13 protein-coding genes and 1 pseudogene are annotated in these 14,922 nt (G+C 63.0%); 2 read left to right on the top strand and 12 right to left on the bottom strand.

The window, feature by feature from the left end; genetic code table 11:
- Window positions 1–35: 35 nt before the first annotated feature.
- The 4 genes from AC1DQQ_RS00350 to AC1DQQ_RS00335 are packed head-to-tail and all read right to left on the bottom strand — an operon-like array spanning window position 36 to window position 6,319.
- Window positions 36–1,535 carry an aldehyde dehydrogenase gene (locus AC1DQQ_RS00350; protein ID WP_478043946.1) on the bottom strand — a complete coding sequence of 500 codons (1,500 nt, stop codon included), beginning with the start codon at window positions 1,533–1,535 and terminating at the stop codon, window positions 36–38.
- The gene (locus tag AC1DQQ_RS00345) at window positions 1,505–3,955 is read right to left on the bottom strand and encodes a TonB-dependent receptor (protein ID WP_478043945.1); all 2,451 of its coding nucleotides are present in this window, start codon (window positions 3,953–3,955) and stop codon (window positions 1,505–1,507) included. The genes AC1DQQ_RS00350 and AC1DQQ_RS00345 overlap by 31 nt, the downstream gene beginning before the upstream one ends.
- 35 nt (window positions 3,956–3,990) lie before the next feature.
- Window positions 3,991–5,592 (bottom strand): GMC family oxidoreductase, encoded by a 1,602-nt coding sequence (locus AC1DQQ_RS00340; RefSeq protein ID WP_478043943.1) that lies wholly within the window; start codon window positions 5,590–5,592, stop codon window positions 3,991–3,993.
- A gap of 37 nt (window positions 5,593–5,629) precedes the next feature.
- Window positions 5,630–6,319, bottom strand: a complete 690-nt coding sequence (locus AC1DQQ_RS00335) for a nuclear transport factor 2 family protein (RefSeq protein ID WP_478039749.1) — start codon at window positions 6,317–6,319, stop codon at window positions 5,630–5,632.
- A gap of 303 nt (window positions 6,320–6,622) precedes the next feature.
- On the opposite strand from AC1DQQ_RS00335, the gene AC1DQQ_RS00330 reads away from it, so the two are divergent.
- Window positions 6,623–7,606 (top strand): LysR family transcriptional regulator, encoded by a 984-nt coding sequence (locus AC1DQQ_RS00330; protein WP_478039747.1) that lies wholly within the window; start codon window positions 6,623–6,625, stop codon window positions 7,604–7,606.
- Window positions 7,607–7,798: 192 nt separating this feature from the next.
- Here AC1DQQ_RS00330 and AC1DQQ_RS00325 read toward each other — a convergent pair whose 3' ends face one another.
- The 8 genes from AC1DQQ_RS00325 to AC1DQQ_RS00290 all read right to left on the bottom strand — a co-directional run bounded on the left by AC1DQQ_RS00325 (window position 7,799) and on the right by AC1DQQ_RS00290 (window position 13,761).
- Window positions 7,799–7,969, bottom strand: a complete 171-nt coding sequence (locus tag AC1DQQ_RS00325) for a hypothetical protein (RefSeq protein ID WP_478043942.1) — start codon at window positions 7,967–7,969, stop codon at window positions 7,799–7,801.
- Between the two features lie 95 nt (window positions 7,970–8,064).
- Window positions 8,065–8,472: a cupin domain-containing protein gene (locus AC1DQQ_RS00320; protein WP_478027585.1), complete on the bottom strand. Its 408-nt coding sequence runs from the start codon at window positions 8,470–8,472 to the stop codon at window positions 8,065–8,067.
- Window positions 8,473–8,676: 204 nt separating this feature from the next.
- Window positions 8,677–9,666 carry a Dyp-type peroxidase gene (locus AC1DQQ_RS00315; protein WP_478043941.1) on the bottom strand — a complete coding sequence of 330 codons (990 nt, stop codon included), beginning with the start codon at window positions 9,664–9,666 and terminating at the stop codon, window positions 8,677–8,679.
- A 108-nt stretch (window positions 9,667–9,774) separates the two neighbouring features.
- A complete protein-coding gene (locus AC1DQQ_RS00310) occupies window positions 9,775–10,560 on the bottom strand; it encodes an alpha/beta fold hydrolase (RefSeq protein ID WP_478043939.1) in 786 nt (261 codons plus the stop codon).
- A 140-nt stretch (window positions 10,561–10,700) separates the two neighbouring features.
- Window positions 10,701–11,474, bottom strand: a complete 774-nt coding sequence (locus AC1DQQ_RS00305; protein WP_478043937.1) for an SDR family oxidoreductase — start codon at window positions 11,472–11,474, stop codon at window positions 10,701–10,703.
- Complete coding sequence (locus tag AC1DQQ_RS00300; RefSeq protein WP_478043935.1) at window positions 11,471–12,058, bottom strand: glutathione S-transferase N-terminal domain-containing protein; 588 nt, start codon at window positions 12,056–12,058, stop codon at window positions 11,471–11,473. Before AC1DQQ_RS00300 ends, AC1DQQ_RS00305 begins: the two co-directional genes overlap by 4 nt.
- Window positions 12,055–12,870, bottom strand: coding sequence for a sensor histidine kinase (locus AC1DQQ_RS00295; protein WP_478027580.1), 816 nt, complete (start codon window positions 12,868–12,870; stop codon window positions 12,055–12,057). The genes AC1DQQ_RS00300 and AC1DQQ_RS00295 overlap by 4 nt, the downstream gene beginning before the upstream one ends.
- 132 nt (window positions 12,871–13,002) lie before the next feature.
- Window positions 13,003–13,761: an SDR family oxidoreductase gene (locus AC1DQQ_RS00290; protein WP_478027579.1), complete on the bottom strand. Its 759-nt coding sequence runs from the start codon at window positions 13,759–13,761 to the stop codon at window positions 13,003–13,005.
- 430 nt (window positions 13,762–14,191) lie between these two features.
- Here AC1DQQ_RS00290 and AC1DQQ_RS00285 point away from each other — a divergent pair.
- Window positions 14,192–14,911, top strand: a pseudogene (locus AC1DQQ_RS00285) (alpha/beta fold hydrolase); the annotation flags it as partial.
- Between the last annotated feature and the right edge of the window lie 11 nt (window positions 14,912–14,922).

The raw sequence follows: 14,922 nt of genomic DNA, 5'->3' as shown, positions 1-14,922 counted from the left end.
GTTGGTCTCCGAGGATTTCGAGGCGCGTGATCGGTTCATAAAATGATCGACTTGGTTTCGGTGAAGGACAGCAGCCCGGCTTCTCCGCCCTCGCGGCCCACGCCGGAATGCTTGAAGCCGCCAAACGGCAGCGACGGATCAAACTGGAATCCGTTGTGCGCCATGGTGCCGGTGCGGACCTGCCGCGCGATGCGATAGGCACGGCCGGGATCGGCACAGAAAACCGCGCCATAGAGGCCGAAATCGCTATCATTGGCGATGCGGACCGCCTCGGCCTCGTCGCTCGCGCGCAGGATTGTCAGTACCGGGCCGAAGACTTCCTCGCGGGCGATACGCATCTCGGGGCGCACGTCGATGAACAACGTCGGGTCGAAATACCAACCCTTGTCCATGTGTGCGCTGGGTGATCCGCCCAGGGCCAGCGTGGCACCCTCCGACCGGGCGATGGCGACATAGTCGTCCACCCGGTCGCGCTGGCGCCGCATCGCCAGCGGCCCCATCCGCGTGGCGGGATCATCCGGATGACCAACGGTCACGCGTGCCATTTCCGCGCGCACGGCCTCGCAAAGCCGATCGTGGACGGCGTCGACGGCGACAACCCGGCTCAGCGTGGCGCAGACCTGGCCCGCCGACATGGTGATGACATTGGCCAGAATGGCGGCGGCCTGCGGGATGTCAGCATCCTCCAGCACGATAGCCGCGGATTTGCCGCCCAGTTCCAGCGTGCAGCGCGCGAACCGCTCGGCGCAGGCCATGCCGATCGTGCGCCCCGCCGCCACGCTGCCGGTGAAGCTCACCTTGTCGATCGCGGGATGGCGGACAAGAGTGTCGGAGGCGGCACGATCGGCGCAGACGAGATTGACGACGCCGTCGGGAATGCCGGCCTCCTCGATCGCCTCGGCCAGGATATAGGCCTCGATCGGGGTTTCCGGTGCCGGCTTCATCACGATCGTGCAGCCCGCGACCAGCGCGGGTGCGACCTTGCCCGCCATGATCCCGAAGGGATTGTTCCACGGCGCGATCGCGGCGACGACCCCGGCTGGCTCGCGCACGATATGCGCGCGACCCTGGCCATCGAAGCGCGGCACCTGCCGATCCCAGGTGAAGGTTTCGGCCAGCCCCGCATAATAATCGAACCAGAATTTGCCGCCGCCCACGACGATCGGCGCAACCGAAGCGAGCGCGCCGATCTGCTCCACCCAGGCGCGCGCAAGCTCGGGCAGCCGCCGGTCGAGAATTTCCGCGACTTTGCGCACATAGCCGGCGCGCTCTGTCGGCGTCTTTTCGCTCCAGCGTCCGTCGTCGAAGGCCCGACGCGCGGCTTGCGCCGCGCGATCGACATCCTCCGGCCCCGCTTCGGCGATTTCGGCGATCGTCTCCTCGCTATGCGCGGAAACGATGGCCAGCCGGGAACCGGAGGTCGGCGGCACCCAGCGCCCATCGACAAAGATGCGATCGGGGTGCGCCACGTGCGGCAATGCTGTGTTCGGGCTCGCCATGGCGATCAGAAGTTCCGTCGCACGGTGATCGACCATTCGCGGGGTCTGCCCACCGTTCCGGTCGCCACTCCATAGGTCGCGTTGTAGCTGGTACCGGCGTAATAGAATTTGTTGGCGAGGTTGGTGACCGCCAGACTGAGCGACCAGTCCTTCTTGGCATCCTGATAGGTCAGGCGCGCGTTGAACAGGCTGCGCCCCGCTACCAGATCGAGCGGCGTATTGACCGCATTGTAGTAGAAGCTCGACTGATAGCTCCAATCGAGCCGCGGCGTCAGCGTACCGGTGTCACCCAGGTCGACGGCATATTCGATCGATCCCGACGCCTGCCACTTGCTGTTGAACGGCGCCTTCATGTCCGGCGTGATGCCGGTGTTAGGGTTGACCGACGTATAGTTGAAATCGAGATAGCCCATCGAGCCCTCGATCGTCAGGCCCGCCATCGGCTTCAGCGTGCCTTCCAGTTCGACGCCCTTGACATGCGCATTGCCCGCATTGGCGATCGCCGCGCAGGGGAATGGATCCGCGAACGCCGGACAGACTTGCAGGGCGAGCTGCATATTATTGTATTTATTGTAGAATGCTGCGCCATTGAGCCGTAGGAGACGATCGAAGAGGTCGGACTTGAAACCGACTTCGTAGGTCGTCAGCGTTTCTGGATTGAACGGCCGCACCTGGCTGGCGAAATAGGGCCGCGGGTTGATGCCGCCTCCTTTGTAGCCGGTCGATACCTGGGCATAGGTCATCAGCGCCTTGCTCCACCGGTAATTGACGCCGATGCGGTAATCGACCCGGTCGCCCGAATAGGTCGACGAGGTACCGTCAAGCCCGAGCAACAGGATGTTTTCCGGAAAATTGGCCGGCGAAATCGCCGAGCCGTCGGCGTTGCGACGCCCGAAAGTGTAGCTCTTCTTGTCTTTCGTATACCGGACACCCCCGATGATATCGAGCTTGTCTGTCGCGTGGAGTTCGAGGTGCGCGAACGCCGACTTGCTGGTGTTCTTGACGGGATCGTCGTTCAGGAAATCGAACGCCACGTTGGGGATCTGGACCCGGCCCGTGAGCAGGTCGGTTGCATTGTAATAATATCCGCCGATGGTGAAATCGGCGACGGTTCCCACCTTGCCCGACAAGCGTAGTTCCTGCGTGAACTGCCGGTGGCTGTAACCGAATTGTTCGAGCAGGATTTCCAGCGGCGAGCCGTCGAGGTCGAGTCCAGTGGTGCCCTTGGCCGAACGATAGGCCGTGATCGACTTCAGGCTGAGATTGGCGCCGAGTTGATAGTCGATCGTCCCCGCGACACCCCAACTCTTCACATGGCTCGTCGGGCTCGTCGAAAACCCTCCGGGCGCCAGCTGGAGTTGGGGAAAAAAGGTAAACGGCGGAACGGGCGGGAAGCCCGAATCGTAATTCCCGCCGCTCGAATAGGTGGCGTAGGACGTGTAGCAATGCGCGCAAGTGATGAAGCGGCTGTCGAACGGTACGCCGCCGGTGGGATTGGCCGCATCATAGCTCCGGATGCCCGGGTTGTTGGCGTAGACGAGTTTCGTCGCGACCTGCTGTGAATCGTTCTGCGCGAAATCGCCGACAAGATTGATTTCGAGCGGCGAGCCCGATGGCGCGATACGCAGGGCGCCACGCAGCGCCTTGACGTCGACGCCGCCTTCGGTCCCCAGCTTGCAGTCGTTGCTGCCCCCCGTCGGCGGAAGGCTCCCGCTGGGATTGACGCACCCATAATCGAGCAGCGTCATATAGCCGTCGGTGTGCTTGGAGACTCCCGAAAGCCGCAAATAGACGCCATCGCTGACCGGGATGTCCGCACTGGCGCGAAGGTCGATTCGGTCGAACCGGCCATAGGTGCCCTCGATGAACCCGCCACCGTTGGCGTCGGGCTTGGCCGAGAACAGCTTGATCGCGCCGCCCAGCGAGTTCTTGCCGGCCAGTGTCCCTTGCGGACCGCGCAGTATCTCGACCCGGTCGAGATCGGTCAGGTCCATGACCGCGCCATAGGTGGTGCCGTAATAGACGTCGTCGATATAGACGCCGACGCCCGGTTCGAGCGCGAAGCTCGAGTCCGACTGGCCAATGCCGCGGATGAAGGCGGCGACTGCACTGCCGTTGAGGCCTGTCGCCGGGGAAAGATTGACGTTCGGCGCCGTCCTGCCGACATCGGTGATGGAGGTTTCGCCCCGCGCAGCGAGTTCGTCACCCGAAAGCGCGGTGATGGCGAGCGGCGTCACCTGCAGCCGCTGGCCGCGGAACTGCGCGGTGACGACGATATCATTCGCCTGGTCAGTGGCGGTGTCGTTCGCTGCCGACGCTGCCTTCGACTGATTATCAGCCGACGGCTGCGACTGGGCCATGGCCGGTTGCACGAACGTGACCGCCATGGCGGTCGTAGCGGCAGCAACGCACAACCCGGCGCGAACGCCAATCCGCTTTTCCTTCATCTTCCTCATCGCCCTCTCCCAGATTCACTTTATTTTAGATTATCTTATTGAATTAGTTTGATAATATGATCTGACGCCTTCTCTCCGATCATGATTGCGGTGGCGTTGGTGTTGCCGATCGGCAGCCGCGGCATCACGGACGCATCCGCTATCCAGAGCCCTTCCACGCCGCGCACCCTGAGGTCGGGGTCGACGACCGATGCCGGGTCCGATCCCATTCGGCAGGTGCCCACCGGGTGGTAGAGTGGCACCGAGGCCGCCCGGACATAGTCGCGCAGCGCTGCGCCGGTGACATCGCGTCCGGGCCGTAATTCCAGTTCGATCGACCCGGCGATGGCCGGCTGCGACAGGATTTCCCGCGCGATCTCGACCCCGCGCGCGATGCGCTCCACGTCGCCGTCACTACCCAGCAGGCGATGCCTGATCATCGGCGGGTCTTCCGGCCGAGCCGAGCGCAGGCTGACGCGACCGCGTCCTTCGGGGCGGGCGAGACAGACCGTGATGGTGATGGACGGGCGCTTGAGCAGAACGGCTCGTCCGTTCGGACCGAATTCGAACGCGAAGGCCGTCATCGAGACTTGCACATCGGGTATCGCTTCGTCGGGTGAGGTCCGTACGAACGCCTGGGCGTGGCACATCGACGAGGTGAGCACGCCGCTGCGGCGGAACAGGAAATCGAGCCCCTGACCAAGCGCGGCGAGGCCATTGATGTCGCTGTTGATACTGCGCGCGCGCGTGCCAACGATCAGGTGCGTGCCGACATGATCCTGCAAATTGCTTCCCACTTCCGGGCGGTCGGCAATGCAGGCGATGCCATGGCGCTGCAATTCGACGGCCGGACCGATGCCCGAGAGCATCAGCAGGCGCGGCGTGTTGAGTGTTCCGGCCGAGAGCACGACGCCACGACGCGCCTTGAGCACCAGTTCCTCACCACCCCGTCGCACCACGACGCCGGTCGCGCGGCCGTTCTCGATCAGCACGCGCAAGACTTCCGTTTCGGTCATGACCTGGAGAGCGGATCGCTCCAGCGCCCCCCGCAGGTAGCCGCGCGCGGTGCTGCATCGCAGCCCGCCGGCCTGCGTGGCCTGCGAATAATCCGTTCCCTCTCCCGGATTGGCGCCGTTGTGATCGGGATTGCGCGGAATGCCATGGGCCTGGGCCGCCGCCACGAACTGGTCGATGATCGGATAGGAAATGCGGTTATCGGAAACGCCGATCGGCCCCGCATCGCCACGCCAAGCGTCGCCGCCCCGGCTATTGGTTTCCATCCGCCGGAAATAGGGGAGCACGTCGTCGAACGACCAACCCGTCGCCCCCCGTTCAGCCCAACCGTCATAGTCGCGGCGATGGCCCCGCACATAGATCATGCCGTTGATCGCGCTGCCGCCGCCGAGGCGCCGGGCCGCGGACCAGAAGTCCTGTCGTCCGCCGACGGAATCGTCCGGTTCGGCCACGACACCACGGTCGTAAGCGGGGTTGTTGACTACCGCGACGGTGAGCGCCGGCACCATGCAACGGATGTCGACATCGGATTTGCCGCCTTCGAGCAGCAGGGTGCTCACGCCCCTCTCGGCAAGGCGGGCGGCAAGCGCACTACCGGCCGATCCGCCACCGACCACGATGATATCAGGCACCAGCTCGTTCATCGCGCGAAGGCCCTCGACATCTGGATGCAGGAGCCGGTCACCGTCCGGCCTCCACGGCGCCGCTGGCCGGTACCCTCAATGGCACGCCCGTCACGGGATGGGTGAAATGCCAGGCGGAGAATTGGCGGCCGAGTTCCGGATCGATCGGCCGGCTGGGCAGGTCGGGTGGAAAACTCTCGCTCGGCGGCGTCGATCGAAACCAGATCTTCTCGCGCTGGAGCAGAGCGTAATAGGTCATGGCGACGCTGATGCCCTTGATCTTCCAGACCCGGCCCTCCTTGACGTACTCGTTCTCGTAGATACCGTCGGCAAGGAGGAAGAATTCGGTGGTGGGCGGGGAATTGCCCTGCACTTGCGCCCGTGCCCGGACGCGGGCCGAGCAGCCATCGGGGGCAATGCTGATGACCGGCTGCATCTGGACGTGGTTGATCACTTCGTCCTCGAGCAGGCCCCAGCGCCCCTCGCCCAGCACGTCGAGAAGGAAGGTCCGGATGCGCTCCTTGCCGCGGTAACGGCCGCGCTGGCCGATCTCCATCCACGGCTCGTCGTCGGTGAAGAGGTCGGCCATTTCGTCGAACATGCGATTGTCGATGAGATAGCCATAGGCATATTGCAGCCGCTCGATCGCTACCCGATCCTCGAGCCGTTCGACCTCGATCGCGAGACGATCGATCCGTGATTGCTGGCGTGTGGCCAACGTCTCGAGCGCCTTGATCCGCTTTTCCATGTGATACCGCACGGACCAGTCAGGCCCGCGGCGATGAGCGGCGATCCGTCGACCCGCTCGCCGCCAGCCTATCGCGGGCTACCGCGCCGCATTTACCCAAGCACAGGCCGATAGTGTCGCCGTGAAACGACATTCACCCTCTCCTCCATCGGCCGCATCGTCAATTTTGTATGCGCGGCCTACAATTGAGGAGGATGTAGATTTTCCGGACCCTTCCCAGAATTGCGATTCATCGGATATGGTGTAAGGTATTACCCTTACACCCTTGGCAAAGGGTGAGGGAGAGGATCGGGCAGTATCCGCATGGCTTCGCGCATTACCTTGAGGCAGCTGGAAATCTTCCTCTCCGTCATTGAGCATGGCAGTTTCCGACGTGCGTCCGGCTTTCTGGGCATGTCAGCGGTGGCAGTCAGCGAGCATATCAGGGCGCTCGAAACACGCTTGCGCACGGAATTGTTCGATCGCAGATCGGGAAGCTCGCCGGTGCCGAATATGGCCGGACAGATCGCCGCTGAGCGCGCTCGCGAAATCATGGCGTCAGTCGAGATGCTCGAGGCCGATCTTTCGCCCGAAGCGAAACGGCAAACCTGGCGGCTGGGGCTGATCCCGTTCCTGGCACGGCATCTCGCCGGTCCGATCTCGGACATACGCAAGCGCTTTCCCGAGCGTAATATCGTTACCGAGATCGCCGATCAGGACCATGCCGAAATGACCGAGATGGTTGCCAAGGGCGTGCTGGATATAGCCTTGCTGATCGGCGACACCGCCTCGATGGGGCAGCCCGCCACGGGGGTGGAGCAGCATGTGATCATAGAGGAGCCGCTCTCGATCTTTGTCGGATATTCACACCCCCTGGCCGCCCGCTCCAACCTCACCCAGTCCGATCTGCTAGCTTTCCCGATCCTCAAGCTCTCGGCCAGCCACCCTTTCCGGAAAATGGTGGACTCGTCGCTCAGACACGCCGGGCTGGCCGGTCTCAAATGCGATGTCGAGACTGACGACTATCTTGAGATATTGACCATGGCTTCTGCTGGGGAAGGGCTGGCATGCATGTTCACCGAAACCGGCTCCCATGACGCCATAACGCACCGGCTGGCGCCGCTCGATCTGGCATTCTCTATTCCGCCGCTCGAGGCGCTGCTCCTGACCGGGGCGGAATGCCGTCACAACCAGCACCTGCGCATCGCCAGCGAGTATCTTGCGAACCAATACCGGTTCGCCGCCGCCACGGCGCGCAGACAGCACTGGCACAGTCTGCGATCCAATCTGGTGCCGCCACCACATTAGCGCAGTGGGCTTGTCAGACAAACGTGAAGGACAAGGAATACCAATCGGCCACTTGGGCCGATTGGCGTTTACTAGCGAGCTACCCCCGCCCCTCATAAACCGAAAATCCATCGTGGGGAGACCGGTTCGCGTTAGACTGACAGCTCCGCCAGTCGCCTCTGTCATCAGGCGCCGGGACGCCGATCTCGCCCCTTATTCTCTCGCATCGATGTCACCAATCTCCTGAAAGAGCAGATGAATTCGCTCCAGATAGGCATCAGCGAGATTGAAATGGGCAATGGTCACTTCTCGATTGACCGCCTGCTTCGCTTGCCTGATCTCCGTTCTGACGCGCTGCAAATAGTATCTGATGTTATCGGGCATGGCGCATGCTCGCTTCGTTGATAGGTTCGGCGAAGCAGGATGACAGCGGGTAACGCTTCAACCGACCGAGCTGGGCAAACCGTCTCGAGTTCAATTCAGGTCGCCGGCACCGCGACAGGGTTGTTGCTGCCTTTCAGCAGGACGACGAGGAACTTCGCGGGCTTGGTCCGGCTGGCGTTACGGCCGATCGTATGCACGTCGGTGGGGCCTTCGTAGAAGGTTTGCCCCGGCGTGAGCGTGACGGTCTTGCCCCCACGCACGCCCATCACGATCGAGCCCTCGAGCACGTAGACGAAAGCGTGCGCATTGTGACGATGCACGGGATCGACGGCACCCGGCGGATAGACGACCGTAAGCACCAGCGCTTCTTTGCCGGGATAGTCGGCAAGTGCTTTGGTCATCAACTCGGTGACGATCGCTGCGGGTGGGGTCGGCTTCGCCGGAGCGGCGCTCGCGGTGAGCGCCAGCAGCAGCAGGGGAGCGGAATATCTGAAAATGGTCATCGTGCTATCCTCGTTGCTCGCCCTGCGGGAATGATCTTGTCCGTGCTTCCCGCACAGCGTTGAGACGAGTGGTAGATCGCCTGGAAACGCGTCTTGTCGCTATCGTCCGGATGGATGCTGGCACCTCGCGAAATGACAGGCGAACCTGACCCTTGGTGCAGGCTCGATGGCGCTATCTACTCCCCGCCGATCATTCGAGAACGATCAAGCCAGCGGTGTTATTTCCGGCGTCGCCTGGGCGAGCTTTTCGAGCGCGGGGCGCGAGGGCGCGAAAAATGTCGTGCCGGTCTGCGGCGTCGAGAAGTCCAGCAACCGATCATAGGCGCCGGGAGGATCGCCGATATACATGCGGCGCAACATGAATTCGATGACCCAGAGAAAGCGGGAATAACCGATGAAGTAGGTCCCAAACTCCTTTCGGCCCGGCTGGCCGAACGGCATGTTGTCGCGCAGGATGTCGTGCTCGGTGCCTGCTGCATCGACAATGGTCGTCAGCGATTTGTGTGACTTGCGAGGGGCGTCGTCGTCATCGATCTCGACATTGTCGAACTTCCTTCGACCGATGATCTCCTCCTGCTGTTCGGTGGAAATCCCGCTCCACGCACCGAGATCGTGCAGGTATTTCTGCACCACGATGTAGCTGCCGCCAGCGAAGTCGGGATCTTCCGACCCTATCAGCGCGGACGCCGGCAGATCGAGCCCCGTTGGGTTGGCCGTGCCATCGACAAAGCCGAGCAAGTCGCGCGCGTCGAAATATCGAAAACCTGATACCTCATCGATAACAGTGACGGCATCGCCAAGACTTTCGAGCAAGAGGCGTTCGAACTCGAAGCACATGTCGGCACGTTCGGCGCGAATATGGAAGAGCATGTCTCCTGGCGTCGCCGGGGCCGTGTGAACGGGGCCATCGATCGGTTCAAAAGGCTTCAGTTCCTTTGGCCGCTTGCCAGGCTGAAGACGATCCCAGAAATCGCTGCCGATCCCGGCAATGCACGACAGCCGGCCGGAAAGATCGCGAAAGCCCACCGTCTTGACGAGATCGTCGAGCCCGCCAAGGACCGAGCACACCGTCGCGAGAGGCCCCTGCCCGCTCGCGACGGTTACCACCAGGAAGATCGCCGAAGACGATAGCGGGGCGTCGATGCTTTGCGCATCGATCGGTACCCGGTCCCAATTATCCCCCGCCATCGTCATTCACCTCTCTAAGTGAGCTGGTTGTCCGTCAGCGGGTAGCCGCTTGCCGGTCAGGTTATGGTGATCGCCGGCGGTGGCGCAATATCGAACCCCCGCGCGGAGCGACCCTCATTGAGCCTTCGCTGCCTCCTCGATCAGCAAGGCGACCTTGTCCGGCTGCGAGATCATCAGCGCATGCGACGCTCCTTCGACGACCACCGTTTTCTTTGCCTTCGCCCGCTCGGCCATGAACTTCAGCACCGCGGCGGGGATGTTCTGATCGGCAGACCCGTAGATCATGTAAGACGGGATCGTCTTCCACGAGGCGACGCCGGATGGCTCGCCCAACGCGGACAGCGTGATCGGGCGCTGCGTGAGTGCCATCGTATCCGCCTGTGCAGTCGGTACATCGGCGGCGAACTGGGCGTGGAATTTGCCGACCTGGATATAGAGATCCTCATCGCCGTCGGGCAGCGCGACCGGCATCAGGGCATTTCCCAGCGTGCTGCCGGGGAATTTCGCCGATAGGGTAAGGCTGGATTCCCCCGTGTCCGGCGCGAATGCGGCGACATAGACCAGCGCCTTGACGTTGCCATTGCCATTGGCCGCCTCGGTGATCACCGGCCCGCCATAGGAATGGCCGACCAGCACTACCGGTCCCTTGATCGAGCGAACGACCGCGGAAATGGTGACGGCGTCGCTCTTGACGCCGCGAAGCGCATTGGCGGCGGCGATAACCCGGTAGCCATCCTTGCTGAGCTTCGCGACGACGGCATTCCAGCCGGACGAGTCCGCGAACGCGCCATGTACGAGGACGACCGTGGGCTTCTCCTGTCCGGCCTTGGCTTGAGCAGCTGCTGGACCAGGATGAAGCAGGGTCGCGGCGACAATCAGGCCGCCAAGATTCTTGAGCATATATCCTCCTTGAACGGCCAGAACTGGCCTTGGAAATCAGATGCTCCGGGCGGTTTTCGAAACCAATCCGACGAAGGTATCGGCGGCTAATCCCTTGGGTAGGTCGGGGTACGCCGGGGGTATGGACAAACCTGCCAGCCTCAATGGGACGGGCTCGACACCCATTCCGGCTGCAGGCTCTGACGCAGCCAATCGTCGAACGTTCCTCGAGCGATAAGTGCATCCGGCCCGGGAAGCAGGGATCGTTCGCCCAGCTCCGCGCCAAAGTAGCGAGCATGAATATCGGCGACAATCTGCCGGCCATCTTCATGAGCCGCGGCGATGTCAGTCGCGACCTCGTCAAGACGCAGCAACTCGGGTCCAGCGACCTCCACCGTGGCGTTGAGCGCAATGCCCAATACCACCTCGGCAAGGGCATCGGCGACGTCGTCACCAGCGATCGGCTGCACCAACGCAGGAGATATCGCGATCTCGGTGTCGGTGCCGGCCTGCACCACGGCGCTGACGAACTCGAAGAACTGCGTCGAGCGGACAATGGTGAAGGGAATCCGCGACGCCTTGATCAGGTCTTCCTGGGTTTTCTTCGCGCGGAAATAATCGATGTCCGCCAGGCGATCGACGCCGACAATCGAGAGCGCGATATGGTGCCGGACGCCCGCTTCTCGGCCGGCTTGCAGGAGATTACGGGTCGAGGTCTCGAAGAATTGCAGCGCATTGTCGCCCTCCAGCGAGGGCACGTTCGAAACATCGACCACCGTGTCCGCGCCGATCAGGGCGTCCGCCAATCCCGTGCCGGAAACCGTATCGACGCCAGTGGTCGGAGAGGCCGGAAGCACCCAATAGTTCCGCTGGCGCAAATTCCTGACCAGTCTCGAGCCGATGCGGCCGTCACCGCCGATCACGACGATCTTCATAATCTGAGGCTTTCTTCGGCAAGGGCCCGGCGAACTGTCTCCCGCTCCGCCACGCGTTCGAAATAGCCGTGCATTTCGGGCGATATCCGCACGCCGAACGCCTTGGCCCAGCGCAGCATGACGAACAGATAGGCGTCCGCCACCGTAAAGCGCGGTCCGAACAGATAGAGTTCGTTGATCTGGTTTTCGACAAGATCGAGCCGCTGCGCGACCACCTCGCCGGCAGCCGCTTTCGCCGCATCGTTCGCGTCGTGGTAATAGGGTTTGAACGCAGCATGCAATTCGGTCGACAGCCAGGAAAGGATTTCGACCAGGCGAGTGCGACCAAGCGGCCCGCCCGGCGTGAGCTCGGGATCGCGATCCGCGAGCAGCGCCAGGATCGCTACGTTCTCGGTCACCGCGTTGCCGTCGTCGAGCACGAGCATGGGCACATAGCCCTTGGGATTGATCGCCGAATAATCGTAGCCGCTCTCGGTGATCTTCGAGTTGAGATCGACCCGTTCGAATTCGGCGGGAAGCCCCGCTTCATGGAGCGAAATGCGCACCGAAAGGCTGCATGCTCCGGGGGAATAATAGAGTTTCATTGGTCTCGTTCCTCTGAAGTGGGTTGGGTCCGAATGACTGAGCTGGTCCCGCCGGCGCCGGCTGCCGGCAACCGCAAGGCCATGGTGGTGCCAAGGCCCGGTTCACTATCGATGGTGATCTCGCCGCCAGCGTCGCGGACGAAGCGTTCGACCATCGGCAAGCCAATGCCCCCGAGCCCGTCAGCCTTGGTGGTGAAGAACGGATCGAAGATGCGTGCGATCGTCGCTGCCGACATGCCGACGCCGTTGTCGACGACGCGTATTTCGACCGCGGTCGACTGCTGATCGCTCCGTATCGATCGCGCGGCGATCACGATGAAACCACCACCGGCAACGGCATCGCGCGCGTTGAACACGAGGTTCAGGAGCGCCCGGCGCAATCCGATCGGATCGCAGCGCAGATCGGGCAGCCCCGGCTCGATGTCGGTTTCGAGGATCAGGCCAGGCTCGTCCATCGCGATGATCAGCGCCGCTACGTCCGAAAGGCAAGTCGCGACGTCGCTACGCTCGCCGGGAATCGCGCGGTCGCGGACAACCTCGATATTCTGTCGAACGAGTGCGCCGGCATGTTCCAGGCAGCTTCTCGCGCGGTGCAGGATCGGCCCCGAGCGCGGCGCGGGCATGTCCGGCGCCCTGGCTAATATGTTGATGGCCGAATAGGCGATCTGGATAAGATTCCCGAGATCGTGGATCAGCCCGGCGGCAGCAACCATTGAGCCGTCATGGAGGCCGCCCGACGTCACTCGACCGGCTTCGTCGAGGATCGTGACATCTTCCACGCCGTACGCACCGGGGACGGGTCGGAATTTCATGAGTCCTGCCCTTTGCAAAATAGGATGCGAGGCACGCTCGGAAGGGGGACGCGTGCCTCGCATCCACCGGTGGTCAGGCGGCTGCTGCCACCGGCTCTTCGACCGCATCCGCGGGTGCGGTCGATTGGCGACCTATCGCCGCGGCGGCGGAACGTTGGCCAGCCACCAATCGAACCTGGTCGAGCCGAGCTTTGCGTTCGGTCCGGGAACCAGCGTCCGCTCGCTCACCTTCACGCCGAAATAGGGCGCATCGGGATCGGCGATCACCTTGCGCGGGTCGCCGTCATGGGCGAGCGCCATACGAACCGGCTCGTCCAGCGTGAAGGTGTCCGGTCCGGCGATCTCGATCGTATCGTTCGCGGGCTGGCCCATTGCCGCCTCGGCAATGGCGCTCGCCACGTCCTCCGCCGCCATCGGCTGGAAGAGAACGGGCGGCAGATGCACGTCATCGCCCTGCATCGAGAATCCTGCGATCGAGCGGACGAACTCGAAGAACTGGGTGGCGTGGATCAGCGTGTAGGGGATCGGCGAGCTCTTGATCATCTCTTCCTGGGCGAGCTTGGCGCGGAAATAGCCGCTGTCCTGCAAGCGCTCGGTGCCGACCACGGAAAGCGCGACATGATGCTTGACGCCGGCCGTAACCTCGGCCGCCTTGAGGTTCTTGCCGGCGGCCTGGAAGAAATCCATTGCCGCCTGATCCTCGAACGACGGCGAGTTGGCGACGTCGACGACGACGTCGGTACCTGCCAGCGCCTCGGCCAGTCCCTCGCCGGTGACGGCATTGACGCCGGTATTGGGGGCAGCCGCGATCGCGTCATGGCCGTGCTGCTTGAGCTTCTCGACAGTCTTGGATCCGATCAGGCCGGTCCCGCCGATAACGACGATCTTCATGCTGTTGCCCTCCGTGGCGACGTGGAATGGCGGCAACATCACGCAGTTGGGCCGCCGCGGCCATCATGCGTACTGCGGTGTGGCACTCGCCATATGGCAGGCGAACCTCGCCCTTGGTGCAGGTCGGACGCACCTTATTGTCGTGTTTCTGGTTAGTGCCAAAGCGGTCGGTGCAGGCGATGCGTCGCTAGGCGAGCGTTTCTCCTCCTCTGGCCTCGATGTGCCTCACCCTGCGTCCAATCGTTCGCCAGCGCGCAGGCTCATAGGCGTGCGGCGCTGAAAGGCGTCCCATGGCGGGCCGCCAGACGCTCATTCAAGGAGACCCGCGGTGCCGATCTTCACCACCAGCGATGGACATGAGATGCACTACAAGGATTGGGGCACGGGCCCGGTGATTACCTTCTCGCACGGCTAGCCGCTCAGCTCGGACGCCTGGAGCATCCAGATGCAGTTCCTCGCCGAGCAGGGCTATCGCTGCATCGCACATGATCGCCGCGGCCATGGCAAGTCGGCGCAGAGCAGCGCCCGCAACGATATGGACGGCTATGCCGACGACCTGGCCGAATTGTTCGACGCGCTCGACCTGCGGAACATCGTCATGGTCGGCCATTCGACCGGCGGCGGCGAAGTCGCGCGCTATATCGGCCGCCACGGTGCGAAGCGCGTCAAGAAGGCGGTGCTGCTCGGCGCTGTGCCGCCGGTGATGGTGCAAAGCGAGGCCAATCCCGAGGGGCTGCCGATCGCGGTGTTCGACGGCCTGCGTCACGACATCCTCGCCAACCGCTCGCAATTCTACAAGGACTTCGCGATCCCCTTCTACGGCGCCAATCGCGAGGGTGCGAACGTGCCGCAGAGCCTGCTCGACGAGTTCTGGCTGATCAGCATGCAAGCGGGTCTGAAGAACGCCCATGACTGCATCAAGGCATTCAGCGAGACCGACTTCACCGAGGATCTGAAGAAGGTCGACGTGCCTACATTGATCGTCCATGGCGAGGACGACCAGATCGTGCCGATCGCGGACTCTGCCTACAAATCAGCCAAGCTGGTAAAGGGAGCGCAGACGCTCTTCTATCCCGGCCTGCCCCACGGCCTGACCGCCACGCATGCGGACCGGTTCAACGCCGATCTGCTCTCATTTCTGCGCAGCTGAGGCGCGAAGCG

The sequence above is a fragment of the Sphingomonas sp. P4_G3 genome (assembly GCF_056401105.1).
Note: the sequence above shows the minus strand (reverse complement) of the source record. Positions and strands in the feature narration are given on the sequence as shown.